Source organism: Pseudomonas sp. NY15374 (assembly GCF_048068255.1).
Lineage (GTDB): Bacteria > Pseudomonadota > Gammaproteobacteria > Pseudomonadales > Pseudomonadaceae > Aquipseudomonas > Aquipseudomonas machongensis.
Map to the genome: position 1 here is coordinate 37,850 of NZ_JBLUPZ010000007.1, position 26,378 is coordinate 64,227.

The 26,378-nt window shown below is 64.6% G+C and carries 21 protein-coding genes, 1 tRNA gene and 3 pseudogenes; 15 read left to right on the forward strand and 10 right to left on the reverse strand.

The annotated features are described in order from the left end of the window. Positions 1-27: 27 nt before the first annotated feature. Together ACNFHO_RS15710 and ACNFHO_RS15715 are read left to right on the forward strand one after the other, a co-directional pair. Positions 28-510 carry a glutathione peroxidase gene (locus ACNFHO_RS15710; protein WP_054895208.1) on the forward strand — a complete coding sequence of 161 codons (483 nt, stop codon included), beginning with the start codon at positions 28-30 and terminating at the stop codon, positions 508-510. A gap of 156 nt (positions 511-666) precedes the next feature. Continuing rightward, on the forward strand, positions 667-1,770 hold the full coding sequence (locus tag ACNFHO_RS15715) for an NADH:flavin oxidoreductase (RefSeq protein ID WP_063542838.1): 1,104 nt from the start codon (positions 667-669) through the stop codon (positions 1,768-1,770). Here ACNFHO_RS15715 and ACNFHO_RS15720 read toward each other — a convergent pair. Beyond that, positions 1,739-2,953, reverse strand: coding sequence for a glycosyltransferase family 4 protein (locus ACNFHO_RS15720; protein ID WP_416766821.1), 1,215 nt, complete (start codon positions 2,951-2,953; stop codon positions 1,739-1,741). The two genes, ACNFHO_RS15715 and ACNFHO_RS15720, sit on opposite strands and share 32 nt — an antisense overlap. A 269-nt stretch (positions 2,954-3,222) precedes the next feature. Between ACNFHO_RS15720 and ACNFHO_RS15725 the strand changes: the two are divergent. Together ACNFHO_RS15725 and ACNFHO_RS15730 are read left to right on the forward strand one after the other, a co-directional pair. Beyond that, positions 3,223-3,855: pseudogene (locus tag ACNFHO_RS15725) on the forward strand (PAS domain-containing protein); the annotation flags it as partial. 159 nt (positions 3,856-4,014) lie between these two features. Beyond that, positions 4,015-4,449: pseudogene (locus ACNFHO_RS15730) on the forward strand (methyl-accepting chemotaxis protein); the annotation flags it as partial. 175 nt (positions 4,450-4,624) lie between these two features. On the opposite strand, the gene cysZ reads toward ACNFHO_RS15730, so the two are convergent. Further along, positions 4,625-5,353, reverse strand: coding sequence for a sulfate transporter CysZ (gene cysZ, locus ACNFHO_RS15735; protein WP_416766822.1), 729 nt, complete (start codon positions 5,351-5,353; stop codon positions 4,625-4,627). Positions 5,354-5,715: 362 nt separating this feature from the next. Between cysZ and trxB the strand changes: the two genes are divergently transcribed. Beyond that, on the forward strand, positions 5,716-6,678 hold the full coding sequence (gene trxB / locus ACNFHO_RS15740; RefSeq protein ID WP_416766823.1) for a thioredoxin-disulfide reductase: 963 nt from the start codon (positions 5,716-5,718) through the stop codon (positions 6,676-6,678). A 153-nt stretch (positions 6,679-6,831) separates the two neighbouring features. Here trxB and nadC read toward each other — a convergent pair whose 3' ends face one another. Then, positions 6,832-7,680 carry a carboxylating nicotinate-nucleotide diphosphorylase gene (nadC, locus tag ACNFHO_RS15745; RefSeq protein WP_416766824.1) on the reverse strand — a complete coding sequence of 283 codons (849 nt, stop codon included), beginning with the start codon at positions 7,678-7,680 and terminating at the stop codon, positions 6,832-6,834. Positions 7,681-7,897: 217 nt separating this feature from the next. On the opposite strand from nadC, the gene ACNFHO_RS15750 reads away from it, so the two are divergent. The 5 genes and pseudogenes from ACNFHO_RS15750 (at position 7,898) to ACNFHO_RS15770 (ending at position 13,657) form a co-directional block, all read left to right on the forward strand. Then, positions 7,898-10,048 (forward strand): DUF1631 domain-containing protein, encoded by a 2,151-nt coding sequence (locus tag ACNFHO_RS15750; protein WP_414154764.1) that lies wholly within the window; start codon positions 7,898-7,900, stop codon positions 10,046-10,048. Between the two features lie 83 nt (positions 10,049-10,131). After that, the gene (ampD, locus tag ACNFHO_RS15755; protein WP_063542846.1) at positions 10,132-10,692 is read left to right on the forward strand and encodes a 1,6-anhydro-N-acetylmuramyl-L-alanine amidase AmpD; all 561 of its coding nucleotides are present in this window, start codon (positions 10,132-10,134) and stop codon (positions 10,690-10,692) included. Next, positions 10,689-11,519: a regulatory signaling modulator protein AmpE gene (ampE, locus tag ACNFHO_RS15760; protein WP_414154766.1), complete on the forward strand. Its 831-nt coding sequence runs from the start codon at positions 10,689-10,691 to the stop codon at positions 11,517-11,519. Before ampD ends, ampE begins: the two co-directional genes overlap by 4 nt. Before the next feature lie 1,076 nt (positions 11,520-12,595). Then, positions 12,596-12,799 (forward strand): annotated as a pseudogene (locus ACNFHO_RS15765) (HAMP domain-containing protein); the annotation flags it as partial. Positions 12,800-12,952: 153 nt separating this feature from the next. Next, positions 12,953-13,657, forward strand: a complete 705-nt coding sequence (locus tag ACNFHO_RS15770; RefSeq protein ID WP_371264442.1) for a methyl-accepting chemotaxis protein — start codon at positions 12,953-12,955, stop codon at positions 13,655-13,657. A gap of 11 nt (positions 13,658-13,668) precedes the next feature. On the opposite strand, the gene ACNFHO_RS15775 is transcribed toward ACNFHO_RS15770, so the two are convergent. Next, complete coding sequence (locus tag ACNFHO_RS15775) at positions 13,669-14,826, reverse strand: hypothetical protein (RefSeq protein ID WP_416766825.1); 1,158 nt, start codon at positions 14,824-14,826, stop codon at positions 13,669-13,671. A gap of 65 nt (positions 14,827-14,891) precedes the next feature. On the opposite strand from ACNFHO_RS15775, the gene ACNFHO_RS15780 reads away from it, so the two are divergent. Continuing rightward, entirely contained in the window at positions 14,892-15,476 is a 585-nt protein-coding gene (locus ACNFHO_RS15780) for a peptidase M15 (protein ID WP_416766826.1), read from the forward strand. Here the strand turns inward: ACNFHO_RS15780 and ACNFHO_RS15785 are convergent. Continuing rightward, entirely contained in the window at positions 15,416-16,333 is a 918-nt protein-coding gene (locus ACNFHO_RS15785) for a LysR substrate-binding domain-containing protein (RefSeq protein ID WP_416766827.1), read from the reverse strand. The two genes, ACNFHO_RS15780 and ACNFHO_RS15785, sit on opposite strands and share 61 nt — an antisense overlap. A 172-nt stretch (positions 16,334-16,505) precedes the next feature. Here ACNFHO_RS15785 and ACNFHO_RS15790 point away from each other — a divergent pair, with 172 nt between their 5' ends. Next, positions 16,506-17,123, forward strand: coding sequence for a LysE family translocator (locus ACNFHO_RS15790; protein WP_416766828.1), 618 nt, complete (start codon positions 16,506-16,508; stop codon positions 17,121-17,123). 58 nt (positions 17,124-17,181) lie between these two features. Here ACNFHO_RS15790 and ACNFHO_RS15795 read toward each other — a convergent pair. Together ACNFHO_RS15795 and ACNFHO_RS15800 are read right to left on the reverse strand one after the other, a co-directional pair. Beyond that, a tRNA-Met gene (locus tag ACNFHO_RS15795) sits at positions 17,182-17,258 on the reverse strand. 94 nt (positions 17,259-17,352) lie between these two features. Further along, positions 17,353-18,285 carry a FecR family protein gene (locus tag ACNFHO_RS15800; RefSeq protein WP_416766829.1) on the reverse strand — a complete coding sequence of 311 codons (933 nt, stop codon included), beginning with the start codon at positions 18,283-18,285 and terminating at the stop codon, positions 17,353-17,355. 196 nt (positions 18,286-18,481) lie between these two features. Here ACNFHO_RS15800 and ACNFHO_RS15805 point away from each other — a divergent pair, with 196 nt between their 5' ends. Beyond that, positions 18,482-19,705, forward strand: a complete 1,224-nt coding sequence (locus ACNFHO_RS15805; RefSeq protein ID WP_054895224.1) for an MFS transporter — start codon at positions 18,482-18,484, stop codon at positions 19,703-19,705. A 353-nt stretch (positions 19,706-20,058) separates the two neighbouring features. Next, the gene (locus ACNFHO_RS15810) at positions 20,059-21,228 is read left to right on the forward strand and encodes an MFS transporter (protein WP_065863386.1); all 1,170 of its coding nucleotides are present in this window, start codon (positions 20,059-20,061) and stop codon (positions 21,226-21,228) included. A gap of 156 nt (positions 21,229-21,384) precedes the next feature. On the opposite strand, the gene ACNFHO_RS15815 is transcribed toward ACNFHO_RS15810, so the two are convergent. The 3 genes from ACNFHO_RS15815 to ACNFHO_RS15825 all read right to left on the reverse strand — a co-directional run bounded on the left by ACNFHO_RS15815 (position 21,385) and on the right by ACNFHO_RS15825 (position 25,435). After that, positions 21,385-23,856, reverse strand: coding sequence for a TonB-dependent siderophore receptor (locus tag ACNFHO_RS15815; protein WP_414154770.1), 2,472 nt, complete (start codon positions 23,854-23,856; stop codon positions 21,385-21,387). 120 nt (positions 23,857-23,976) lie between these two features. Further along, positions 23,977-24,933: a FecR domain-containing protein gene (locus ACNFHO_RS15820; protein WP_416766830.1), complete on the reverse strand. Its 957-nt coding sequence runs from the start codon at positions 24,931-24,933 to the stop codon at positions 23,977-23,979. Continuing rightward, positions 24,920-25,435 carry a sigma-70 family RNA polymerase sigma factor gene (locus ACNFHO_RS15825; protein ID WP_054895228.1) on the reverse strand — a complete coding sequence of 172 codons (516 nt, stop codon included), beginning with the start codon at positions 25,433-25,435 and terminating at the stop codon, positions 24,920-24,922. Before ACNFHO_RS15825 ends, ACNFHO_RS15820 begins: the two co-directional genes overlap by 14 nt. Before the next feature lie 181 nt (positions 25,436-25,616). Here ACNFHO_RS15825 and ACNFHO_RS15830 point away from each other — a divergent pair, with 181 nt between their 5' ends. Continuing rightward, positions 25,617-26,243 carry a DNA-3-methyladenine glycosylase family protein gene (locus tag ACNFHO_RS15830; RefSeq protein WP_054895229.1) on the forward strand — a complete coding sequence of 209 codons (627 nt, stop codon included), beginning with the start codon at positions 25,617-25,619 and terminating at the stop codon, positions 26,241-26,243. Positions 26,244-26,378 lie beyond the last annotated feature (135 nt).

Consider the following 26,378-nt stretch of genomic DNA (forward strand, 5'->3'; position numbering starts at 1 on the left):
AACCGGCAATCTGAGAGGGGAATCAAGATGAGTGCATTTCACGATCTGACGCTCAAGGCGCTGAACGGCCAGGACCTGCCGCTGGCACCGTTCAAGGGCCAGGTGGTGCTGGTGGTCAATGTCGCATCCAAGTGCGGCCTGACGCCTCAGTACGCGTCGCTCGAAAAGCTGCACCAGCAGTTCAAGGGCCAGGGCTTCAGCGTGCTCGGCCTGCCGTGCAACCAGTTTGCCGGCCAGGAACCGGGCACCGAAGACGAGATCCAGAAGTTCTGCAGCCTGAACTATGGCGTCAGCTTCCCCTTGAGCGCCAAGCTCGAGGTCAACGGGCCTGAGCGTCATTCGCTGTACCGCCTGCTGGCTGGCGAGGGTGCGGAGTTCCCTGGCGATATCACCTGGAATTTCGAGAAGTTCCTGGTGGGCAAGGACGGCCGCGTCCTGGCGAGGTTCGCGCCACGCACTGCGCCGGACGATCCGGCGGTGGTTCAGGCGGTCGAGAAGGCGCTGGCCTGAAGCATGCTGGAGCGGCGAACCGCCGCTCGGTTTTCTCAAAGGCGCAGGAGCAAGCTGCGCCATATCCTGTTCAATCACTCAAATCAATAATGCTGTGCCCGCCATTCGGCTGGCTCTAAGCTCAGGCGCATTTCCTTACCTCATCGGGAGCGCCGCATGTCCAGCAACCCACTGTTTCAGCCCTTCACCCTGGGCACCCTCGAGTTGCCGACCCGTGTGGTCATGGCGCCGATGACCCGCACCTTCTGCCCTGGCGGCGTACCGCACAAGGGCGTCATCGAGTACTACCGCCGCCGCGCTGCGGCTGGCGTGGGCCTGGTCATCACCGAGGGCACCACGGTCGATCACAAGGCTGCCAACGGTTATCCGAATGTGCCGCGCTTCCATGGCGAAGATGCCTTGGCTGGCTGGAAAAAGGTGGTCGAGGCCGTACACGCCGAAGGCGGGCGCATCGTTCCGCAGCTGTGGCATGTGGGCAGCGTTCGTCGCCTGGGTACCGAGCCGGACGCCAGCGTGCCGGGCTACGGTCCGAGCGGTAAAAGCAAGGATGGCCAGGTGGTGGTCCATGAAATGACCCACGATGACATCCGCGAGGTCATCGCCGCCTTTGCACAAGCTGCCCGCGATGCCAAGGCCATCGGTATGGATGGCGTCGAGATCCACGGCGCGCATGGCTACCTGATCGACCAGTTCTTCTGGGCCACCAGCAACCAGCGCAGTGACGAATACGGCGGCGATCTGGCGCAACGCTCGCGCTTCGCCATCGAGCTGGTCCAGGCCGTGCGTGCTGCGGTGGGGCCGGATTTCCCGATCATCTTCCGCTTCTCCCAATGGAAGCAGCAGGACTACAGCGCGCGCCTGGTCGAAACGCCCGAGGCATTGGCAGCCTTCCTGCAGCCGCTGGCCGACGCCGGTGTGGATATCTTCCACTGCTCCACCCGCCGTTTCTGGGAGCCGGAGTTCGACGGCTCGCCGCTGAACCTGGCCGGTTGGACCCGCAAGCTCACCGGCAAGCCGACCATCACCGTTGGCAGCGTTGGTCTGGATGGCGAGTTCCTGCAGTTCATGGTCGACACCGACAAGGTGGCCAAGCCGGCCAGCCTGGAGGGCCTGCTGCAGCGCTTGGGCGATGAGGAGTTCGACCTGGTGGCGGTCGGTCGTGCGTTGCTGGTGGATGCCCAGTGGGCGCAGAAAGTTCGCGAGGGGCGTGAGGAAGAGATTCTGCCGTTCAGCCGCGAGGCGCTGTCGAGCCTGACTTGATCGTCAGCGGCGTGGCCGCGCGCTTACCCTGGGCGGCGGTCTGCCGACAGGCGCTGTACAAGTGCCCCTCGAACTCTTCGACGATCGCTTGCCAGCCCTGACGGCTGGCGTGCTGGCGGGCATTGAGGCGCACCCTGCGCAGGGTCTCGGTATCTTCGAGCAGCCAGCACGCGGCGTCGATGAACGCGGGTTGATCCCCCGGCATGGCCAGCGCGCCGCTGTGTCCGTGGCGGATATGCTGGGCGGCGGCGGCCTCGTCGTACGCCACTACCGCAAGGCCCGAGGCCAGTGCTTCGAGCACCACGTTGCCGAAGGTTTCGGTGAGGCTGGGGAACAGGAACAGGTCGCCGCAGGCGTAATGTTCGGCCAGGGCTTCGCCGCGTTGCACGCCACAGAACACCGCATCGGGGAACTGCTGCTGCATCTGGTTGCGCAGTGGCCCATCCCCGACCACGACCAGGCGCAGGCGTCGCTGTGGATAGCTCTTGTGCAGCGCCTGCATGCAAGGCAACAGCAGGGCGAGGTTCTTCTCCGCCGCCAGGCGTCCGACGTGCAACACCGCGATGTCATCCGGGCCAAGGCCCCACTGCTCACGCAGCGCCTGGTTGCGCCGTGCCGGGTTGAAGAGTTGCGCATCCACGCCACGCGCCATCAATGCCAGGCGTTCGAAACCACGTCGCTCCAGCTCCAGGCGCTGGCTGGCGCTGGGTACCAGGGTGGTCGCGGTGCGGCGATGGAACCAGCGCAGGTAGTGGGTGAGCAGGCGTGCCAGCAGGCCCAGGCCGTACTGGCCGGAATACTGCGGGAAATTGGTGTGGAAACCGCTGACCACGGCAATTCCCAGGCGTCGTGCCGCGCGCAGCGCACTGAGCCCTAGCGGCCCTTCGGTGGCAATGTACAGCACATCCGGGCGCAACCGACGCCAGCGTCGCCACAGTTTGTGCATCGATACCTCACCCCACTGCAGGCCGGGATATCCGGGCAGTGGCCAACCGCGACAGAGCAGCAGCGTGTCGTCGCTATTGCCCGGTGCATCGCTGGCCTGGCGTGGGCGCACCACTTCCACTTGATGCCCGCGCACGCGCAAGCCTTCACTGAGGCGGCCAAGGGTATTGGCCACACCATTGATCTCCGGTGGGAAGGTTTCGCTCACGAGGGTGATGCGTAGAGGCGGCATATTCATGTCAAAAAGTTTCCGCCTGCTTGGTTGCCGTTATGTGACATGAAAATGATCCCCTGGTGACGTGTGTTTTCCAGGTTTGTCTGTCACTCGAATATTTCCTCGTCGGTTCCTCAAGAACCACCTGTCCTCAGCCGATGCAGAAGCATTCGACGGGTGGATTGCGCTCCGGGAGAGCGGTGATGTTCAACAGCAAACTGAAAAAAGAAATCCAGCAATTGCGCGAGGAACTGCAATCCATCGAGCAGGTGAAAAACAGCCTCGATAGCGAAATGCTCGTGCTGCAACTCGATCCCCAGGGGCGCATCGAGTCCGCCAATGCCAATTTCGAAAAAGAAATGCTCTACAGCAGCGATCGTCTGATCGGCCGCAACATCGAAGAGATCGTCCCGGAGCACGTGAAGAAGCTGGATTTCTGCCTGCGCATGAAGGCTGCAATCGCCCGTGGCGAGCACCTCAACGGCGCGTTCCGCCTGCTGCGGGGCAATGGCGAAGAAGCCTGGCTGCGCTCGATCCTGCAACCGGTCAAAGGTGTCGACGGGCGGATCAAGTACTTCACCCTGCACTCGAGCGACCTGACCCGCACCATCGAGACCTCCCGCGAGCATGAAAGCCTGATCAAGGCGCTGATGCGCTCCACGGCCGTGATCGAGTTCAACCTCGATGGCCAGGTGCTGACCGCCAACGACCGCTTCCTGCACACCATGGGCTACAGCTTGGAGCAGGTGCGTGGCAAGCATCACCGCATGTTCTGCGACCCTGAGGAAACCAGCTCGGCAGGTTACCAGCAGTTCTGGGAGAAGTTGCGCCGCGGAGAATACGTGGCCGAGCGCTTCAAGCGCATTGATTCACATGGCCGAGTCGTCTGGCTGGAGGCTTCGTACAACCCGATCATCGATGCCCATGACGTGCTCTACAAGGTGGTGAAGTTCGCCACTGTGATCACTGACCAGGTCAATCAGGAAATCGCCGTGGCCCAGGCCGCCGATATCGCCTACAGCACCTCGCAGGACACCGACGCCAGCGCCCGCAAGGCCACCGACGTGGTTACCCAGACGGTCGAGGTGATGCGTGGCCTGGAAAGTTCGATGCAGGAGGCGGCCGAGGGTATCCAGGCGCTGGACAAGCAGTCCAAGGTGATCGGCTCGATCATCAAGACCATCAGCGACATTGCCGGGCAGACCAACCTGCTGGCGCTCAATGCCGCGATCGAAGCCGCCCGTGCCGGCGAGCAGGGCAGGGGCTTCGCAGTGGTTGCCGACGAAGTGCGCCAGCTCGCCTCGCGTACCAGCAGTGCCACCGAGGAGATTGCCCGGGTGGTGCAGCAGAACGAGCAACTGGCCCAGGCGGCGGTGGACATCATCGACACCAGCAAGCGCCAGGCCGAGCAGGGCCTGACGCTGGCCGGGGAAACCGGGAGCGTGATCGTCGAGATCCAGGACGGGGCGAAGAAGGTGGTCAATGCGGTGGGGCAGTTCTCCAGCCAGTTGAGTCACTGACTGACGGGCGGTGCCTTGCGCTGCCCTTTCCCTTCAGGTCTTACCCTACAAGGAACTGTCTTGTTCAAAATCCAAGGCCAGCCCAATTCCTGTGGGAGCGGGCTGGTCCCGCGATCACCGGCATGGCCGGTGCCATCCAACGGGGTCTCAGTTTCGGCACAAGAGCCCGGATGCCTCAGTTGCGCTCCCGCACCCAGAACAACGTAGCCCCCGCCACCGCCGCCGGCATCATCAGCACGTTCACCCCCGGGATCAGCAGCGCCAGGTAAGTGATCCCGCCAAAGCCCAGCGACTGCCAGCGCTTGCTGCGCAGCCAGGCGAGCATGTCCTGCCAGCTCATCTTGTTGTTGTCGGCCGGGTAGTCGATGTACTGGATAGCCATCATCCAGATGCCGAACACCAGCCACAGCGGCGCAGCCACCACGTTCACTACCGGAATGAACGACAGGATGAACAGGCCGATGGCGCGCGGCAGGAAGTAGCCGAGCTTGCGCATCTCGCGGCTGAAGGTGCGCGGCACCATCGCGGCCAGTTCGCCCCAGCTGAACGCCGGGAAGGTGTCTTCACCGCGCACCACCACCTCGACCTTCTCCGCGAGAAAACCGTTGAACGGCGCGGCGATGATGTTGGCGAACAGGGTGAAGGTGAAGAACACCATCAGCACCACCAGGGCGACGAACAGTGGCCACAGAATGTAGGTGAGAAAGCTCAGCCAGTTGGGCAGGGTCGGCATCAGCGCATCGACCCACAGGCTGAACTGGTGGCCGGCGAAATAGATCAGGCCGCCGAACAGCAGCAGGTTGACTGCCAGCGGCAACAGCACGAACAACCGCAGGTTCGGGCTCAGGACCAGCTTCAGGCCCTCGCGCAGGTACTGGGGGCCGGACAGGACGGGGGCTTGCATCGGGATGCTCCACAGAAGGAAAACGGGCTGACCTTACCGAGTTTGCGGCGCCGACGAAAGGCGCGACACCGGCTGTAACAAAGCATAGGGACAATCGCAGATCGGATTCGTCCCTGGATAGAGCCTGTCTATAAGGTGGATTGTCGAAGGATATTTCCTTAATCTTTGCCACCTCGCTACAGTGCGTTCAATTTCTGAACGCCGTGAAACGCCGCGAGCCCTCAGTGGAAGGTGGCCCCCAGGTTTTCGGACCTGTGCGTTGTAGCCTTCCCCAAGTGCTGCGCAGGTCCTTTTTATTTTCCAGCCGGCGTCGCCGGCACACCGGTGTCGGCCTCATGTGGCCGGCTCGACAGGAGCACGACATGTCCGAAGTTCGTCATTCCCGGGTCATCATCCTCGGTTCCGGCCCTGCCGGTTACAGCGCCGCGGTCTACGCTGCCCGTGCCAACCTCAAGCCGCTGCTGATCACCGGCCTGCAGGCTGGCGGCCAGCTGACCACCACGACCGAAGTCGACAACTGGCCGGGCGACCCCCATGGCCTGACCGGCCCGGCACTGATGCAGCGCATGCAGGAACACGCCGAGCGCTTCGAGACCGAGATCGTCTTCGACCACATCAATGCCGTCGACCTGGCCAGCAAGCCGTTCACCCTGACCGGCGACAGCGGCACCTACACCTGCGATGCGCTGATCGTCGCCACCGGTGCCAGCGCCCGTTACCTGGGCCTGCCGTCGGAAGAAGCGTTCATGGGCAAGGGCGTGTCGGCCTGCGCCACCTGCGACGGTTTCTTCTACCGCAACAAGCCGGTTGCCGTGGTCGGTGGTGGCAACACCGCTGTGGAAGAGGCGCTGTACCTGGCCAACATCGCCAGCAAGGTGACCCTGGTGCACCGTCGCGATACCTTCCGCGCCGAGAAGATCCTGATCGACAAGCTCAATGCCCGTGTCGCCGAAGGCAAGATCGAGCTCAAGCTCAACGCCACCCTGGACGAAGTGCTGGGTGACAACATGGGCGTGACCGGTGCGCGCCTGAAGAACAACGATGGCAGCAGCGACGAGATCAAGGTCGACGGCGTGTTCATCGCCATCGGACATACCCCGAACACCTCGCTGTTCGAAGGCCAGCTGACCTTGAAAGACGGCTACCTGGTGGTCAACGGCGGCCGTGAAGGCAATGCCACTGCCACCAACGTCGCAGGTGTGTTCGCTGCCGGTGACGTGGCCGACCACGTCTACCGCCAGGCCATCACCTCGGCCGGTGCCGGCTGCATGGCAGCACTGGACGTCGAGCGCTACCTGGACGGCCTGGCCAACGCCTCGTTCTGAGTCGCCGCCTGATCACGAAAGAACCGGCCCGTTGGCCGGTTCTTTCGTTTCAGCCTGCCACCGCCGCACTGCGAAACGCCGCGAGCGACGGCCCGCTCAGCCGCCTAGGCATTGCTGAAAGCGCAAGCATTGGTCGGCTGACGCGCAGCGGGATCAGAGGCTCAGGCGCATCGACAGGTCGACGGCCTTCACATCCTTGGTCATTGCGCCGATGGAGATGTAGTCCACACCGGTTTCGGCGATGACCCGCAGAGTGGTTTCGTTGACCCCGCCGCTGGCTTCGAGCTTGGCCTTGCCTGCGGTGATGCGCACCGCTTCGCGCATCTCGTCGAGGGTCAGTTCGTCGAGCATGACGATATCTGCACCAGCCGCCAGGGCCTGGCCCAGTTCGTCCAGGCTTTCCACTTCGATTTCCACCGGCTTGCCCGGCGCGATGCGGTGCGCGGCGGCGACGGCTTCGGCCACGCCGCCGCTGGCAGCGATGTGGTTTTCTTTGATCAGGAAGGCGTCATACAGGCCGATGCGGTGATTGTGGCAACCCCCGCAGGTGACCGCGTACTTCTGCGCAAGACGCAGGCCCGGCAGGGTCTTGCGGGTATCGAGCAAGCGCACCTGGGTGCCCTCGACCAGGTCGGCGAGAAAGCGTGCGTGGGTGGCCACGCCCGACAGCATCTGCAGGAAGTTCAATGCCGAGCGCTCGCCGGTGAGCAGCGAACGGGCCGGGCCTTCGAGGTGGAACAGCACCTGGTTGGCGGTGGCGCGTTCGCCATCGGCCACCTGCCAGTGCACGGCCACCCGCGGGTCGAGCTGGCGGAACACGGCATCGACCCAGGCGGTGCCGGCGATCACGCAGTCTTCGCGGGTGATGATGGTGGCCTTGGCCAGGCGCTCGGCCGGAATCAGCTGGGCGGTGATGTCGCCGCTGCCGACGTCTTCCAGCAGTGCGCGGCGCACGTTGGATTCGATTTCGGCGGTGAGATCGGCGAGACGTAGGTTCGGCATGGTCGGCTCCACAAGCTAGGTGCCGGCGATTATAGGGCAGGGGGGCGCGGTTTACAGCCGTCGACCCTGCAGTCGGGAAGTGTGCGTCCGGTCGCGTCTTGTAAATGGCGTGTTGGCAGCTGTCATCTTTTTCACTGATAATGGCGCCTTGTATTTGGCGTCATAGCTTTGACGATGTTTCCTCGCCAGTCGACCAATACCCTGCAAGGAGTTCGGGATGCATGAAGAAGGCAAGATGGGGCCCTTGGTGGCCGCCATCGACAGAGGGGTGCGCACGCCCTTGCCTTGCCTTCCCGTCGTGCTCCTGCAAGTACGTGACAAAGCGGCACTGCACTTGCGCCAAGGGCTGCGTGCCCTGTTCGACAACGCTGACGACACGCTCTTCGAAATGGCTGACAAGGCTTGCGCGGGCGATCAGCAACATCTCTATTTCGAAGCCATGCGCGACTTGCGTCTCAAGCGCAAGAGCATCGAACGTGCCTTTCTCGACATCTTCCATGAAACCTTCAGCCGCATCGGCCAGGCCGACCCGTTGGGCGCGCTGGGCACTATCGACCTGCCCGTCGGCAAGGCCCAGCGCGAGCGAACACTGGCGGTCGGTGCCATGGTCGAGCGCGTGCTGGCGCGCGACGTCTTTGCCCTCGAGCAACTCGGCCAGCGCTTTGCCGCCCTGCTCGAAATCCCCCTCGATGTGCGGTGCAATCCGCTGGGGCCTGCATGCCTGTGTGGCTACTTTCTGGACGCCGGACGCAGCCTGGGGGTAGACCTCAAGGTCAAGCTGGTCCTGCTCAAGCTGTTCGAGCGCTATGTGCTGCGCGACGTCGACCTGCTCTATGGCGAGGCCAACCAGTTGCTGGCCGCGGCGGGCGTGCTGGGCGAACTTGCCCCCGCTCCGCGTCGGCGTGCCGAGGACCGCGGCCTGGCCGCACGACGCACCCCGGCCTCGTTGATCGCGGGTGAAGACATAGGTGCGGACAGCGCCGGCCAGGCTTATTTCGCCTCGCTGGAAGGCTTGCTGGCACCGGTACGTGGCAGGCTGGCGCCGCGCTTGCAGAGTGTCTCGGCGGCGCAGCCGATCGGTAGCGCCGACCTGTTGCGCTTGCTCACTCACCTGCAGCATTACGTGCCCGGGCCGTTCGAGGCCGACGATTTCGACCTCGGCCAGCAGCTCGAACAACTGTTGCTGCGGGTCAGCGTTCGCAGTGGCACGCGCCGCCGCCTGGCCACTGCCGACGAAGACATGATCAACCTGGTCGACCTGCTGTTCGACCACATCCAGCGCGACGATAACCTGCCCCCGCCCCTGCGCGCCCTGCTTGGACGCTTGCACATCCCGCTGCTCAAGGTCGCCTTGCTCGACAAGAGCCTGTTCAGCCGTGCCAGTCATCCAGCGCGCCGCCTGCTCAACGAGATCGCTGCCATGGCCATCGGTTGGGAAGGAGCGGGTGAAGGGTTGCAGGCGCGGGTGGAGCGTATCGTCTTGCGGCTGCTCAGCGATTTCACCGACGATGCTCGGCTATTCGCCGAGGTGCTCGACGAGTTCCTGCTCTTCAGCACCGAAGAGCGTCGGCGCAACGAGCTGCTGGAGCAGCGCACCCGCGATGCCGAGGAGGGGCGGGCGCGGACGTTGCAGGCACGTCAGCAGGTCCAGCAGGCGCTCAACCAACGCCTGCGCGGGCGCGTATTGCCGCGGGTGGTGGTGCAGATGCTGGTGGACTCTTGGAGCCAGGTGCTGCTGCTCGCCTGGCTCAAGCAGGGCGAGGCGTCCGCGGCCTGGATCGATGGCCTGGCGACCATGGACGCGCTGCTTGCCAGCATCGCACCGCACCCGGGGCCGCAAGCGCGCCAGGCCCTGCTCGAACAGGTGCCGGGGCTGCTCAAGGCGTTGCGCGATGGGCTGGCGGGTGTGGCACTGGATTCGGCTGCGCTGCGCGAGTTCTTCCTGCAACTGGAGCGTCTGCACCTGCGCGCCTGTGCCGAGCCCGGCCAATGGCAGGACGAGGCTGATGATGTGCGGGTGGAGACGGATATCGTCCTTGCCGTCGCCGAGGAGTCGGCAGGTGGCCGGGCGCCGGTCCTGGACGAGCACAGCCCGCAATTGCGCCAGGTCCAGCGCCTGCGCCTGGGCACCTGGATCGAGCTCAGCGACGATGACGAGCCGCTGCGCTGCAAGCTGGTGGCGCGTATCGACAGCAGTGATCGGCTGGTCTTCGCCAACCGCACCGGCATGAAGGTGCGCGAGTGGAACAGCATTGGCCTGGCCCTTGCCCTGCATCGTGGCGAGGCACGGGTGCTGGACGACGGGCTGCTGTTCGAGCGGGCCCTCGATGCGGTGCTCGACAGCCTGCGCATTGCCCAGGCACGTTGAGGTACCCACAATCATTTACATGCAAGCGCGCTGTCGGCGGGGCATACTGAAGCCTCGTATCCGGCGTTTTTCAGGATCTGCCCATGCAATTGGACCGCGCCACTGGCTGGTTCTCCGGTGTCACTCACTGCCCCTCGCCGAACTTCAACGCCCGCCCCGAAGGCGAGGCGATTTCCCTGCTGGTGATCCACAACATCAGCCTGCCGCCAGCCTGTTTCGGTACGGGCAAGGTTCAGCAGTTCTTCCAGAACCGGCTTGACCCGGCAGAGCATCCCTACTTCGAAAGCATCCAGCACCTGACCGTGTCGGCGCACCTGTTCGTCGAGCGCGATGGTGCGGTCACCCAGTTCGTGTCGTTGCTCGACCGCGCCTGGCATGCCGGGGTGTCGTGCTTCGACGGGCGTGAGGGATGCAACGACTTTTCCATCGGCATCGAGCTCGAAGGCACCGACGATATGCCCTACACCGATGCCCAGTACACCGCCCTGCAACAGCTGACGCGGCAGATCCGCAGCCTCTGGCCTGCGATCAGCCCCGAACGCATCAAGGGTCACGACGATATCGCGCCGGGACGCAAGACCGATCCCGGGCCAGCTTTCGACTGGCCCCGCTACCGCGCCGCGCTGAACGAGGACAAGGCATGAGTTTTCTGGTGTTGGTACTGGTGTTGTGGGTCGAGCAGTTCTCGTCCCTGCGCCATCGCTTGCAGCGTGACGGGTTCTTCCTCGGTGAGTTGGTGCGTCTGGAGCGCAGCAGCAAGGTTCACCCCTGGTGGAGCCTGACGATCCTGGTGCTGGCACCGGTGCTGGTGCTGGCGTTGCTGCTGCATGTGTTGCAGCCGGTGGCCTACGGCTTGCTGGCGCTGCCAGTGCACCTGCTGGTGCTGATCTACAGCCTTGGGCGCGGAGATGCCAAGGCGGCGCTCGGCCCGTTCCGCGACGCCTGGCGTCGGGGTGATGAACAGGCGGCGCTGCATGTGGCCGAGCGCGACCTGGGCCTGGCTGCAGACGATCCGCGTGACCTGCTGGCGCGGGTGCAGGGCAACCTGGTATGGCAGGCGTACCAGAGCTTCTTTGCCGTGATCTTCTGGTATTTCCTGCTCGGCCCGGCCGCAGCACTGGGGTATCGCTTGCTGGCGCTGAGTGCAGCAAACAGCCATCAACCAGCGCTCAAGGAGCGCGCGGCGCAGCTGCGCCATGCCATGGACTGGTTGCCGGTGCGGGTGTTGGCATTGAGCTTCGCGCTGGTCGGCAACTTCGTTTCGGTGGCCCGGGTGATGCTGCACGAAGTGCTCAACTGGCACATCAGCGCGGGGCAGTTGATCGCCCGTGTCGGGCGGGTGGCCGATGACATTCCCGAGGAAGAAGAGGCGCAGAGTGCGCTGGCGCGCCTGGACAGCCTGTGGGAACTGCTGCTGCGCAGCGCGGTGCTGTGGTACGCGGTGTTTGCGCTGTGGACGGTGCTGCTCTGAACTGAACGCCGAAGCCGCTTAACCTTAAGTTACAAACCTTGGATTGATTCTGCGCTATACAGAGCCTCGGCCAGTTATGGCCTTGTGCTACCCCGCAGAACAATAAAAATCCAAGGAGGTGACCCATGAAGCGCCTGCTCCATCCGGCCATCGCGTTGATGAACCGGCTGAGCTTCGGCATGAAGTTCAGCCTGATCAGCGTCCTGTTCTTCCTGCCCATGCTGGTCACCAGCTTCTATCTGGTTCGCGATGCCTATCGCCAGTTCCATGTCACAGGCGTCGAGCTGAGCGGCCTTGGCCCTGTGGCTGGCAGCCTGGCCCTGCGTGGCGACCTCGAAAGCCTGGGCAATCTTCTGCAGATCAACGCCGTGCTCGGCCAGTCGGGCCAGGCCGGGGATGTCGAAGCGCGTATCGATGCCCTCGAGGACAAGGTCCAGGCCCAGCTCCAGGCCCTGGCGAGCCAGGATCCGCAACTCGAAGCCAAGCGCGTCGAGCTGGCCGACGCCTTCGCCAAGGCTCGCGCCGAAACCTCCCTGCAAAACAAGACCGCGCTGTTCGACAAGCTGCTGGCCCAGGCTCAGGTGCTGGGCAAGCTGGTGGCCAGCCAGGCGGGCTTGAGCCAGGACAATCAGGCGTCGGTACGCCAGTTGAGCGACCTGATCGGTGCCAGCACCGCCCAGGTCACCCAGATGCTCGGCGAAGGACGGGCCATCGGCGCTGTTGCCCTGGGGCGCGGTTTCATCGATTCGGCGGGGAGTGCGCGGTTCGAAGACTTGCTGCAACGCCTGGAGCGTCTGTCGGCCGACTACGCCCTGCGGGTGGAGGATGCGTTGGCTGCCGATGCCCAGGCCAAGGCCAGCCTCGGTGCGCAGGCCCAGGCCAGCCAGGCGACGGTGCGCCGGGCTGCGGCGCTGTTCGAGGACCAGGTCGTGGTGGCCGAGACCCTCGATGCGCCCTGGCCTGCCTTCTACGAGCAGGTCAGTGCCCTGATGGGCGAAACCTACCGCCTCAACGATGCAGCGATCGCCCACCTGCAGCAGCAGTTGCAGGCACGCCTGGGCGAGCACCGCCTGCACATGCTGGCGCTGGTCGCGGCGCTGGCCATCGTGTTCCTGTCGATCCTCTACCTCTACAGCGGCTTCTATGTGTCGACCCGGCGTACCCTTGGCAATCTCGGTGCGGCCATGGACAGGGTGGCCGGTGGCGACATGACGGTCAGCTTCGAGGTGCGCAGCCAGGATGAGCTGGGCGAGTTGGGCCAGGGTTTCAACGAGACCGTGCGGCGCATCCGGGGGCTGATCGAGCAGGTGGGGCGTACCGTGGCGACCGTCGAGGAGCAGGCCGGGCAGGTGCTTTCGGTGTCGACACGCAGCAACCAGGCCGTGAGTGGCCAGCGCGAACAGATCGAGCAGGTGGCCACGGCGATGAACCAGATGAGCGCCACCGCCCTAGAGGTGGCCCGCAGCGCGGCGCTGGCCGCCGATGGTGCGCAGCAGGTCAACCGCGAGAGTGCCAACGGGCGCAGCCTGGTGGCGCACCAGCAGGACAGCATTGCTCGCCTGGCCGGCGAGATCGACCAGACGGTGGTTGCGGTCAACCAGCTGGTCGGCGACAGCCAGGCCATCGGCCGGGTGCTGGAAGTGATCCGCAGCATTGCCGAGCAGACCAACCTGCTGGCACTGAACGCAGCCATCGAGGCGGCGCGTGCGGGCGAGCAGGGCAGGGGCTTTGCCGTGGTTGCCGATGAAGTACGTACCCTGGCACGCCGCACCCAGGACTCCACCGAGGAGATCGCGCAGATGATCCAGCGCCTGCAGGAAGGGGTTGGTGCTGCCGTGCGAGCCATGGGCAGCAGCCACCAGATGGCGGCGGGGACCGTGGATGAAGCGCGGCAGGTGCAGCAGGCACTGGCCAATATCCTGGGCGCGGTGGGCGGCATCGTCGAGCAGAACCAGCAGATCGCCGCGGCCGTCGAGCAACAAACGGCCGTGGCCCATGACATCGACCAGAACATCGTGGCGATCAACCGCGCGGCGCAGGACACCACGCAGGGTGCCTGCCAGACGGAGGACGCCAGCCGCGCGCTGTCGAGCCAGGTGGTGGAGCTGAAGCGGCTGATCGGGGCCTTTAGAGTCTAGATGGCCCCCTGTCAGCCCTGCGGCGCTGTGATCTCCACGGGTTTGCGCAGGTCCCTCAGGCTGCGGGTCACGGTGCCGGTGTTGCACTTGGCCGCCGCCTGCTCCGGGGTCATGTCGCGGAGGGTGCGGTAGAACAGTTCGCAGGTCTGTTTTTTCTGGGTCACCTGCCACTTGGTCGAGCAGGCCTCCAGTGTCAGCTTGGCGTCCGCCTGCGGGTTGCGGCCCATGCCGGCCTGCCAGCAGGCGGCGGTCAGGTCCTGGCCCATCATCTTCAGGCCTGCGGCGTCCGCCTTGTCCTGATCCCCGCCGGTGTTGTTCTTGTCGGCCGCATACCAGATCGCACTCGGGTGGTTGGCGCCCAGCACCGGCACTTGGGTACCTGCTTCAGGGCTGATGCTGACCAGCCCCAGCACATTGACCTTCGGCCCGTACTGCTGCTGGATCCAGCTGCGCACCGGTGCGCCGAAAGCCACCATCGGCAGGGGCTTGGCGTCGTGGCGCAGGGTCATCTCCTTGACCATTCGCGTCTGATAGTCGGCGAAGTAGCTGTAGGTGCCTTCCAGGTCCTTGCCGGCGCTGGCGGGCGCAGCGATCGGGGCGATGTCGACGATGGTCTGGTAGGCCGGGGTCTGACTGGCCTCGACACCGTTGAAGGTCAGCAGCTGTGCCCAGCGATCGGTGGTGTTGGAGCGCAGGTAGTCCTGGGCCTGGGTCAGCGAATAATCCGGCGGGAAGTGCAGCAGCTCGATGCTGCGGCGATTTTCCAGGGCCATGCCCAGTGGCAGGAACAGGTACCAGTCGTAGGCCCACTTGCCATCGTTGTTCAGACGGGTAGCGCCCTGGTAGGCCAGTTCGCCGCTGTCGAGTAGCTTGCGCAACGGCTCGGCATAGCTGGCTGGAACGGCGCTGATATGGGCATGCAGCCTGTCGTTGTCGCGACGCACCTGCACCTGGGCGTCGGCATAGCCGTCGCGGCGTACGCTCTGGGTCAGGTAGTGCTCGACGGTCTGCTCCAGCGTCCAGTCGCGAAAGCAGATCACGTGGCAGTTGTTGGGGAAGGCGAACAAGCGGGTGACCCGTTGCGCATCGCCCAGGTCGATCTGTGCATCCGCCAGTGCCAGGCCGCTGAAGGCGAGGGCGGCCAGGCCCGATACAGCCATCTTTTGCATGCTTAACTCCTTGTCAGTGGCCGCCAGGGTCGGCGGGCTGCTCATACTGGATGAAGAGGTGGGGGATGAAAAGCGTCGGAACATGGCTGTTGGCGACGTCGCTTCTGGCGATGACAGGGGTCAGCGCCGACGAGCGTGATGTGCGGATGTTCGCGCATTGGGCGGGCGACCACGAGACCCGCGCGTTTCGCCAGATGCTGGTGGATGCGCGGCTGTACGGGGTGGTGCCGATCCATCAGTTGCTGCGTTCGGCATCGGACTGGCGTCTGTGCCGCGCCTCGCCGTTCGCCGTGGCGCCGAGCGCGCAATGGCCGGCCGTGCGCTCGACCCTGGCACTGATCCGCACTCTCGAACTGCAGGGTATCCTGCGCCAGTTCGAGGTGGTGTCCGCCTACCGCGAGCCCAAGCTCAACGCCTGTGCCGGGGGCGCGGTGGGCAGCGCCCATACCCGCGCCTTCGCTGTCGACCTGTTGCTGCCCGACTGGGCCGACCCCAATCCGCTGTGCGCCTTCTGGCAGCAGCAGGGGCAGGCCTGGAACATGGGGCTGGGGCGCTATCCCTCAGGCCGTATCCATCTCGATACCGCGGGCTATCGCACCTGGGGTGGCGACGGCAGCGCAGGTTCGTCGTTCTGCGCCAGGCCCAGGTGATCGAGGCTGCCCTGGCACTGGCGCAAGACCCATTCGGCGAAGCGCTGGCGCTTGCTGTCGTCGTCCAGGGGCTGGGGGCTGAGCAGATGATAGGCCGAGCCGTCGCGCAGAAACCCGTAGGGCGCCTGCAACTGGCCGCTGCGTAGTTCATCGCCAACCATCAGTGCCGAGGCGATGGCCATGCCCAGCCCGGCACTGGCGGCCTGGATCGACAGATAGAAATGCTCGTAGTCGCTGCGTTCTGCGCCGGTGGCGCTGTGGCCGCTCAGGCTCAGCCAGGTGTTCCAGGCTGTGGTGCGGGTGTGGCTATGCAGCAGGCGCTGGCCGTCGAGCGTGGCGGGCGCGCCCGCGCGGGCGACAGGGCCGATCCATTCCTCGCAGATCTTCAGGCTGTGCAGTTGGCGATCCCAGCGGAAGTCGTCTCGGCGCAACGCCAGGTCGATACCGCCGCGGGTGAAGTCGACCGGGCCGCCCGCGGCCACCAGGTGCAGTTGCAGGTCCGGGTGGTGGGCATGGAAGTCCGGCAGGCGCGGGATCAGCCAGCGCATGGCGAGGGTGGGCTCGCACGACAGCACCAGGACGTTGTCCTGTGCGTGTTCCTGCAGGCGCTGCACCGTGCTGGCGAGCTGTTCGAAAATCGTTTGGGTGGTGTCGAACAGGGTTCGCCCGGCCGCGGTGAGGAAGACTGCGCGGTTGCGTCGCTCGAACAGTTCGATCCCCAGGCCCTCTTCGAGCAGCCGCACCTGGCGGCTGACCGCGCCATGGGTGACGTGCAGTTGCTCGGCGGCGCGCACGAAGCTTTCGCTGCGCGCAGCGCTGTCGAAGTAGCGCAGGGCGGTGAGGTGGGGGAGTTTCATGGGGCGTCCGCTGTCTGTTCTGGGCTGCAGTGGCGGCAAGACGCCATGCGCGATAAAAGATAGGTGATGAAAACTAGCAGATAGGGTGGCGGCAAAATCGATTTTTTCCCGCACCAGCGCCCTCGATAATCTTACTTCCTGTGTACTAACGTCACCTATCGAGGCTTCTCGCATGACCGAACTGATCGCCGTTGCCCTGTTCACCCTTCTGGCTGTCATCAGCCCCGGCGCGGACTTCGCCGTGGTCACCCGCAGCAGTTATGCACAAGGTCGTCGAGCTGGGCTGGCGGCAGCTTTGGGGATCGCCCTGGGGGTTCAGGTGCACGTGCTGTACACATTGTTCGGCATCGCTGTGCTCATCAGCCGCAGCCCGACGCTGTTCGTGTTGATGAAAACACTGGGGGCGGGATATCTGGTCTATCTGGGATACCGGTCGCTCACCAATACCCAACGCATCCGTCTCGACAGCCAGGAGCCGGTCAGTGCGACGGGCACATTCGCGGCCCTGCGCACGGGGTTTCTCACCAACGCACTCAACCCCAAGACCATGCTGTTCGTGATCAGCGCCTACACGCAGGTGGTGAAGCCGGGCAGCGAACTGGCGATAAACCTGGGCTATGGTGCCTTCATGTCGTTGGCCCATTGGGCGTGGTTCAGCCTGGTGGCGGTGTTTTTCTCCAGCGCCGGGCTGCGCAAGGCGATGATCGAACGACAGATCGTGGTGGATCGGGTGATCGGAGTGGCATTGATTGGCCTGGGGGTGGCCGTCGCCATGGCGGGCATACGCTGAAGGGGATTCTCGAGGGCAAAGAAAAAGGGCTTACCTTGCGGTAAGCCCTTTTCGTATTTGGTGGCTACACAGGGACTTGAACCCCGGACCCCAGCATTATGAATGCTATGCTCTAACCAACTGAGCTATGTAGCCAATGGCGCGCATTATTCTCTTGTGATGACCCTCTGTCAACACTCATTTCAAAAAAAATCTGCACGCTTTCAAAAACTTAGCCGGAAGGCCCGCTTCAGCGGACGATCAGCCACTGCCCGAGCAGGTTGTTGACCCGCAGTTGTTGGGCGGCGGCGAGGCTGTCGAGGGTTTCGCCTGCGCGGTCGAGGTTGAAATCACCGCTGATGCGCCGGTAAGCGGTTTGCTCGTCCATCATCCACACCCGCTGCCCTTGGTAGCTGGCAAGCCGCTCCAGCACCTGCTGCAAGGGCATGTCCCGGGCGGCCAGTTGCCCGTTGCGCCAGGCATCGGCCGTCTTGATGTCGGCCTTTTCCACCGCGTCGATACGCACCGGGTTGAACCTGACCCGCTCGCCCGCCGACACCATGCGCTGGTCGCCGCCTTGGCTGACCATGGCCTTGCCGCTGAGCACCACCAGTTCGTCGTAGTCGCTGTTGCGAGCGATCATGAGGCGGGTGCCGAACACCTGGATCCGCGCATCGTCCACCTGCACTTCCAGCGCGCGCCCATCGAGCATCACTTCAAGGTACACCTGGCCCTGAACCAACTGTAGTTGGCGGGTGCGGCTGCGCAGGTCGACGTTCATGGCGCTGGCGCTGTCCAGATGCAGGGTCGAACCGTCCGCCAGGCGCAGGCTGCGGCGCTCGCCCGCAGCGGTGTGCAGCTCGCTGCCCAGGCGCTGCATCAACGGCCAGTAGAGGTAGGCCAACGCGGCCAGCAGCAACAGGAACAACGCCCCCAGCGCTTTGCCCCAGTGACTGCGACGTACCGCCACCTCCCGTGGCCGCAGCCGCGCAGGCGGGCTCTGCAATTGTTGCCAGCGGCTTTCCAGCGCCGCAAAAGCGCGGGCATTGTCCGGATCCTGGCACCACAGGGCGAAGGCCTTGCGCTGCCGCTCATCACCGCCCGGCTGGCGCAGGCGGGCGAACCATTCCAGTGCTTCGCGTTGGGGATCGTGATCGAACTGCACGGCGGGCATCGGGTTCATGGGATCGGTCTGCTCGCGAGAAGGGCGGTTTGGCCCTGTATATACGGGGGAATTGGTTGAGGATGCTAAATATAGTGAGAACCATTTGCAAGTGCGTGACGGATGGATGGCACATCCAAGGCAAATAAGGGTGGCTTCGTATCGAGATGTTTCTAATAATCGGATCCCAATCTGACTGAGCACGGATGTCGAGCCCATGGCCATCAGCAGTACCTCGTCCAGCCCCGCGACCAGCAGCGCAACGCCGACTTCCGGCAGCAGCCCGCTGGTGATGCGGATCATCACCTTCTGCGCACTTGCACACCTGATCAACGACCTGATCCAGTCGGTGTTGCCGGCGATCTACCCAATGCTCAAGGCCAACTACGACCTGAGCTTCGCCCAGATCGGCCTGATCACCCTGACTTTCCAGGTCACCGCCTCACTGCTGCAGCCATGGGTCGGCTTCTATACCGACAAGCGGCCCACGCCGAACCTGCTGCCGCTGGGCACGCTGTGTACCTTGGTGGGTATCGTCATGCTGGCGTTCGTCGGCAGCTTCCCGATGATCCTGCTGGCCTCGGCGCTGGTGGGGATCGGCTCTTCGACCTTCCACCCGGAAACCTCGCGCATCGCCCGCCTGGCCTCCGGCGGGCGCTTCGGCCTGGCGCAGTCGACCTTCCAGGTAGGAGGCAACGCCGGCTCGGCCTTCGGTCCGCTGCTGGCGGCGGCGATCGTCATCCCGTTCGGCCAGACCCACGTCGCCTGGTTCGGCCTGGCGGCGTTGTTCTTCTTCGGTGTGACCTTGCTGCTGCGCCGCTGGTACAAGGATCACCTGAACCAGTTCAAGGCGCGCAAGGCCGGTGCCGCCACCCATGGCCTGTCGCGCCAGCGTGTGCTCGCCGCGCTGATCGTGCTGGGGCTGCTGGTGTTCTCCAAGTACTTCTACATGGCCAGCTTCACCAGCTACTTCACGTTCTACCTGATCGAGAAGTTCGACCTGTCGGTGGCCAGCTCGCAACTGCACCTGTTCCTGTTCCTCGGCGCGGTGGCGGCGGGGACCTTCTTCGGGGGTCCTATCGGTGACCGCATCGGGCGCAAGGCAGTCATCTGGTTCTCGATCCTGGGCGTGGCACCGTTCACCCTGGCGCTGCCCTACGCCGATCTGTTCTGGACCACGGTGTTGAGCCTGGTGATCGGCTTCATCCTCGCCTCGGCGTTCTCGGCGATCGTCGTGTATGCCCAGGAGCTGGTGCCGGGGAACGTCGGCATGATCGCAGGCATCTTCTTCGGGCTGATGTTCGGCTTCGGCGGGATCGGCGCGGCGCTGCTGGGCTATCTCGCGGACCTGCGCGGGATCGAGTACGTATATGGGCTGTGCTCGTTCCTGCCGTTGTTCGGCTTGCTGGCGGTGTTCCTGCCGTCCACCGGCAAGCGTTGAGACACCAAAGCGCGTGTTGCGCCCCTTTCGCGGGTTCGTCCGCGAAAGGGGCCGCCCAGTTGACTGAACGATCAGCCCTGGCCTAGAGTGCCGCCTCCTTCATTTTTCCCTGCGATTCAAGCAATGCGCCGCTCACCCTCCCTCAGCCACACATGCCTGCCTGTCGCCCCGACAGCGCGTCGCGCGTGGCCGAGCGACACGGTGCTCAAGCGCCGGCGCAGCGTCCTGTTCGCCTTCACCTTCTCGCCACACACCACGCACTGAACTGATCTGCGCCCCTGTCTGCTGCGCCGCCTCGGCGTGGCCGTGGGCGCCTGCGTTTGCACGTCTTTTTCAGTTGTCTGGAGTGGTACATGAACATGCGTTTGCTGGCGGGCCTTCTGTTCGCCGTGTCGGTGGTGGGCTTCAGCCTGGGGGCCAGCCTGCCGCTGGTGTCGTTGCGTCTGCACGAGGCGGGGGCTGGCACCCTGGAAATCGGCATCGTCTCGGCCATTCCCGCTGCGGGCATGATGCTTTCGGCGTTCATGGTCGACGCCTGCTGCCGGCTCCTCACCCGGCGCACCATCTACCTGTTGTGCTTCAGTCTCTGTGCCCTGAGCATCGGCCTGCTGGAGTGGTCGTTCGCGTCGATCTGGCTGCTGGCGCTGCTGCGCCTGGCGCTAGGGGTCGGCATGGGCATCGCGATCATCCTGGGCGAGTCGTGGGTCAACGAGCTGTGCCCTGAGCACAACCGCGGCAAGATCATGGCCCTGTACGCCACCAGTTTCACAGGCTTCCAGGTGCTGGGCCCGGCGATGCTGGCGCTGGTCGGTGCCAACAGCCCCTGGGTGACGGGGGTGGTCACCGCCTGCTATGGCCTGGCGTTGCTGTGCATCCTGCTCACGGTGCCGAACGATCATGTCGAGCATGGCGAGGAAGACGACAAGAGCTTCACCCTGGGCGGCTTCTTCCGTGTTGCCCCGGCCCTGTGCGTGGCGGTGCTGTTCTTCTCGTTCTTCGACGCCGTGGTGCTGTCGTTGTTGCCGGTGTATGCCACCAGCCATGGCTTTGCAATAGGCGTGGCCGCGCTGATGGTGACGGTGGTGTTCGCTGGCGACATGCTGTTCCAGCTGCCGCTGGGTTGGCTGGCGGACCGGGTGGAGCGCACCGGGCTGCACCTGGTGTGTGGGCTGGTGGCGATGGCGATCGGTATCGCCCTGCCGTGGCTGCTGCAGATGACCTGGCTGCTGTGGCCGTTGCTGGTGGTGCTGGGGGCGGTGGCTGGGGGGATCTATACCTTGGCACTGGTGCTGATCGGGCAGCGCTTCAAGGGCAAGGACCTGGTGACGGCCAATGCGAGTGTCGGCTTGTTGTGGGGTGTAGGTAGTCTGGTCGGGCCGCTGGTCAGCGGTGCGGCAATGGACGTCGCGCCGCATGGGTTGCCCATGGCGCTGGCGGTGATGGCAGGGTTGTTCGTGTGCTTTGCACGGCAGGCGTGGCGGCGGGCCGGGCGGGTTAGCGTGGAAGTCAGCCCGGGCCAGTGAGGGTTCTTCGCGGGCAAGTCGGGACGCCGAACCGCTGCTCCCACAGAGGCAAGCTACCGCTGTGGACAGCAGCGGTATCTCCGTGGGAGAGGGGCTGTGGGGCGCCGAACCGCCGCTGCGACTGGCTTGCGAACAGACCCATTCAGTCCGGGAAGGTCAGAAGCTCCCGCGCAAGGTCACCGACACATTGCGCGGATCGCCCCAGTAGTAGCCGGTCGGTGTCGGTGCCACCTGGCGGTAGTACTGCTTGTCGAAGATGTTGTTGGCGTTGACCTGCAACGAATAGTGGTCGTTGAAGCGGTAGTGGACCATCGCGTTGTACACCGCATACCCCGACTGCGTGGCGACCGCAGTGCCGCTGCGGTTGTAGATGTCGCTCTGGGCCTGCACGCCACCGCCAATGGTCCAGGCGTCCAGCTCACCCGGCAGGCGGTAGCTGGTGAACAGCCGCAGCATGCGCTTGGGGTCGGTGGTGCGAATCGCATTGCCGGTGTTGCTGGTGGTGTCCTTCAGGTACTCGGTGGTGTTGTAGGTATAGCCACCGGTCACGTTCCAGCCCGGCAGCACTTCGCCGGAAATCTCCAGTTCGAAGCCCTGGCTGCGGTTCTTGCCTGCCGCAACCTTGCAGTAGCCACTGGTGTAGTTCGGTGGGCAGGGATTTGGCCCGCTGATGTCGTCCAGCGGGTTGCCGACCTGATAGATGCGGAAGAACGCCAGCGAGGTGTTCAGCCGCCCGTCATAGAACTCGCCCTTGATGCCAGTCTCGTAGGCCTCGCCGGTGACCGGCGCGAGCACCGAGCCAGTGGCGTCGGTGGCGGTCTGCGGGTTGAAGATCTCGGTATAGCTGGCGTAGGTGCTGAAATTGTCGTTGAGGTCATAGATCAGCGCCGCGTAGGGCACCACTTCGTTGTCGACGCTGAACTTGCCGTTGGAGCGGGTGTTGTTTTCCTGCTCGTAGTCGTACCAGTTGGTGCGTGCGCCGATGATCGCGGTGAGCGGGTCGGCCAGGGAAATGCGCCAGGTGGCGTAGGCACCTTCCTGGGTGGTACGGGTGCGCACCGGGTGGGCGAGGATGTCGATAGACGGGTTGGCCAGGCTGGTCTTGGGGTCCCAGTTGCGGATGTCGAACACCCCCGACTGAACGTAGTTGGTGGCCGAGGCGTAAGAATCGTTGCGGATACGCTCGACGCCCAGCATCAGCTCGTGGGTACGACCCAGCAGGTCGAACGGGCCATTGAGGGTCGCGCTCAGGTTGTTTTGCAGGCTCTCGCCGCCATCACCTTCGGTGACCTGGTAGCTCATCAGGTACGGGTTGTTGGTGGGGTTGGCGGCGCCGGTGGCGCGGGTGAAGTAGGTCTGCTTGAAACCATCGTCGGCCAACTCGAAGTGGGTGCGCTGGGCCATCAGCTTGAGCTTCCAGTCGTTGTCGAAACGATGTTCGAGCTCGGCGAAGGTCTGCAGGTTGCTGCGGTTCCAGCGGTTCCAGTCGGCACCCAGGTAGGTGCTGCGGCCAAACGGCAGCGGCGAGCCGTCGTAGTTGGCGGGCAGGTTGCCCCATGCGCCGGTGGCGTCGAGCTTGGTCCATTCAAGGCCGGTGGTCAGGGTGGTGCTGTCGTTCAGGTCGAAGGCCAGTACGCCGTACAGCACGTCCTTGCGTTCCTGGCGCGACTCCTGGAAGTGGTCCTTGTCGTCGTGCACGGCGATGATCCGCCCACGCACGTTGCCGGTTTCGGTCAATGGCCCGGAGATATCGGCGACATAGCGCTGGGCGTTCCAGGTGCCCAGGGTAATGCTGCCGCTGCCCTGGTATTGGTAGGTCGGGCGCTTGCGCACCAGGTTCACCGTGCCCGAAGGGTTGCCCGCCCCGCGCAGCATGCCGGTGGCCCCACGCAGGATCTCGGCGCGGTCGATGATTGCCGAGTCGCTCTGGATGAACGAGCCACCGCCGCTGCTCTGCACCACGGTGGCGCCGTCGTACTGGATGGCGTCGATCGAATAGCCGCGCGAGTAATACTGCACGCGCTCGCTGTCGGTCAGGTTGACCACTACCCCGGGCGTCTGTTCGAGCAGGTTGGTGAGGTTGGTGATGTTCTGGTCGTCGATGCGCTGTCGGGTGACCACGGTCACCGACTGCGGGGTGCGACGGATGCTTTGCGGAGTCTTGCCGATGGTCACCGCGCCGGTGGTGTAGGAGCCGGTGTTCTCGGTGGTCTCGCCCAGGCGGTCGCTGGAGATGCTGGTGGCGCCAAGCTCGAGTGCATCACCGACGTCCAGCGCGGGGATCAGCATGAAGCTCTTGTCGCTCTGTTGCTGGACTTGCACGTTGCTGCCCTGCAGCAGGATCGACAGGGCCTGGGCGCTGTCGTAGCTGCCCTGCACGCCACGGGTAGTCTTGCCCTGGAGGCTGTTCGCGTCGAACGACAGGTTCAGGCCGCCCTGGCGGGCCATCTGGTCCAGCGCTGGGGCCAACGGGCCTGCCGGGATGTTCCAGGCGATCTGCTGGTTCTGGCTGGCCGGGGCGGCGAGGGCTTGGGCGGAGAGTGCAGCAGTGACCAAGCCCAGACCGAAGGCAGCGGCGTGGATGGCGCTGCGCAGGCTGTCGTTGCGGGGGGAACACGGGCGAATCATGAAACGCTCCTGAAGGTTGGGTAGACCACTTTTCGGGCTTTGTTCCTTCAGGCCGAACGAGAATGAGATTCCACCTCATTTATTTTCATGACACAGGGTGACTGGCCAAACGCCCGGGGATCAGGCCAAGTCGATGCTCACCCAGTAGCGCGTGCGGTAGTCGATGCGTACCGGCAAGCTTCGTGCGATCAACAGCAGGATCTGATCGGTGTCTGCCAGTTGATAAGTCCCCGAAACCTTCAGCCCGGCGACTTCCGGTGCGCACCTGAGCAGCCCCGGCCGATACCGCGAAAGTTCGGCCACGAACTCGCCCAACGGCATCTGCTGCACGCTGAGCACGCCATCGGTCCAGCCCCACGGGTCGCCATGCAGGGCCGCCACCTCGGTTTGCCCCGAGGCACTCACCTGCAGCACCTCGCCGGTCTTTACCCACCGTGGGCGAGCGGAGGAGGGGAACAGCAGTACCTCGCCACGGCGAACCGCCAGCAGCAGGCCGTCGTCGTTCTCGCGCAGCAGCAACTGGCCGTTACGGGTGTCCATGTCGGCGATGGCGGTGTCGATGTGAAAGGTGCGGTTGTCGCTGGCATTGCTGTCCAGGCTGACTTCGCCGCGAATCAGTGTCAGCAGGCGCAGGTCGGCACTGTAGCGCAGGTCGATGGCGCTGGCGGTGTTGAGCTGGATGCGGCTGCCATCGCTGCCTTGCAAGTCGCGGCGCTCGCCGGTCGCGGTGCGGCTGTCGGCCATCAGCGCTGGCAGGCCCAGGGGCTCGCGCGCGGTCCAGAGAGCCCCGCCGGCAGCGGCGAATGCGACCAACAGCTTGAGGTTGTTGCGCCGGCTCATGCGTTGGCGCTGGCTGCCCTCAAGGGTGCGCCGGCTCAGGTCAGGAGGCAGGCCGGCCAGTTCGTTGCCCAGGCTGTTGACCCGCTGCCAGGCCAGGGCGTTGTGCGGATGGCTGTGCAGCCAGTGCTGGAATTGCTGCTGATGGTGTGCCGATGGATCGTCGAAGCGCAGTTTCACCAGCCAGTCGATCGCCTCATCGACCTGGGCCTGGGCTGGGATGCGCTCAGGCGTCGGCATAGCGCAACCGATAGCAGGTGCCCAGCGCCCGGGCCAGGTCGCGCTCGACCGTGGCCCGGGACACTTTCAGGTGCGCGGCGATCTGCGGGATGCTCAGGCCATCGAGCTGGGCCAGCAGGAATGCCTGGCGCACCCGCGGCTTGAGCAGTTGCAGGGCGCGGTCGAGGCGTTCGAGGGTGTCGAGGATCACCAGGCGATGCTCCTCGCTGGGCGCTTCGCCTTCGGGCAGGCAGGCCAGGCTTTCCTGATAGGCGCGTTCCAGTGCACGGCGCCGGAACTGATCGATCATCAGCCCGCGGGCGACGCTGCTGAGGTAGGCGCGCGGCTCTTTCAGCGGTGAAACCTGACGCGCGCGCAGCAGGCGTACGAAGGTGTCCTGGGCGAGGTCCGCGGCATGTTCCCGGCAGCCGACCCGTGCCCGCAACCAGCCGCGCAGCCAGGCGTGGTGAGCCTGGTAGAGCAGATCGACTTCGGCAGGCTTGAGCATGTCGTTCATCTGCATCGTGGCTGCGGCCCTGGTTGCGAAGAAGTGAGGAGGTGACTGTGAATAGTTCTCAATTCTATGCGGGGCAATGCTGTCGGAGCAATGGCATACCAGGAATTTGTCGCGCAAGATTCGGCGATCTTGCGATGAACGGTTGGTCTAACATGGGGCTTTCAGCTCATTCCACGGGTAACGTGCCATGATCCATGCCGATCTCTCGCCGCACGCCTATCAGCAGGCGATCGACTTCCTCAGCGGGCTGGACCCGGACTGGGCCCGGCATATCGCCGCGGTCGGGCCGTGCCTGCACCGCGCTACGCCTGGGCGTGAGCCGTTCGAGGCGCTGGTGCGGGCGGTGGCGTACCAGCAACTGCATGCGCGGGCCGCCGAGGCGATACTCGGGCGCTTGCTGGCGTTATATCCGCAGGTGGCGTTTCCTGCGCCCGAGCAGTTGCTCGCCACTGACCCCGAGGTGTTGCGCGGTTGTGGCTTCTCGGCGAGCAAGCTGGCGAGCATCCTGCACATCGCTCAGGCCCGCCTCGAAGGGGCAGTGCCCGGGCGCGAGGAGGCGCTGGCGATGAAGGACGAGGCGCTGATCGAGCGCCTGGTGGCCTTGCGTGGCGTGGGGCGCTGGACGGTGGAGATGTTGCTGATCTATAGCCTCGAGCGGTCGGACATCCTGCCGGTGGATGACTTCGGGGTGCGCGAGGGATACCGTCGCCTGAAGGGCTTGGAGAAGGCACCGACGCCGGCGCAGATGCGCTCGCTGGGCGGCGTCTGGAGCCCTTATCGGACGGTGGCGGCCTGGTATCTGTGGCGGGCTTGAGGTGGAGCCTTTTCGCGGGCAAGGGTGTGCTGGCTCTTGTAGGAGCGGGCTTGCCCGCGAAAAGGCCGGCACAAAATAACCCCGCAAGAACCGGAGAGCCCAGCCCAACAGAACCTGCCACGCTGACAACCAATC